1 protein-coding gene is annotated in these 692 nt (G+C 72.3%); it reads right to left on the bottom strand.

Translation table 11 applies throughout. The annotated features are described in order from the left end of the window. Positions 1–63 precede the first annotated feature (63 nt). A partial coding sequence (gene trmB, locus HUK84_RS21535; protein WP_176641963.1) for a tRNA (guanine(46)-N(7))-methyltransferase TrmB occupies positions 64–692 on the bottom strand: 629 nt, incomplete at its 5' end.

Raw genomic sequence — 692 nt, 5'->3', positions numbered from 1 at the left:
CGGTGTCCGAGCGGCTGACCGGGGTGTCGCTGTCCTGACCGGCCGCGCTGCGGCCGCGCGCGGTCAGCGCCGGGTGAAGACCCAGTAGAAGGGTTGCCGCCCGGCGCGCAGGGCCTTGGCCTCGTAGCGGGTCGGGGGCCAGCCTTCGGGGCGGATTTTGGCGGGCGGTGCGGTGTCGAACAGGTCCTGGGCGGCCATGACCTCTTCCACCCACGCCTGATAGGTCGGGTCGTCGCTGGCGACGCGCCAGGTGGCGCCCGGCTTGAGCACGCGGGCCACCAGCCTGATCGTCTCGGGATGGACGAAGCGGCGCTTGGCATGCCGGGCCTTGGGCCACGGATCGGGAAACATCAGGAACATCCGGTCGAGCGACCGGTCCGGCAGGGCGCGCAGCAGGATGCGCGCGTCCTCGTCCCACAGCCGCAACCGGTCGGGGACGGGGGCCGTGTCCTCCTGCCCGTCGGGCACCAGGCGCGACAGCAGCGAGCACAGGCCGTTTTCGAAGACCTCGCTGGCGATATAGCCGACATCCGGATGGGACGCGTGCTGGGCCAGCGAATGCTCGCCGCCGCCGAAACCGACTTCCAGCCAGATCTCGGACGGCGCACGGCCGAAGCCCCGCGCCGGGTCGGCCAGCGCCGATTCCGCCAGCCGCAGGCGCGGTAGCGTCAGGTCCAGCAGGCGTTGCTGGC

Source organism: Nguyenibacter vanlangensis, assembly GCF_013376155.1.
Lineage (GTDB): Bacteria > Pseudomonadota > Alphaproteobacteria > Acetobacterales > Acetobacteraceae > Gluconacetobacter > Gluconacetobacter vanlangensis.
This window is presented reverse-complemented; position numbering and strand designations above follow the sequence as displayed.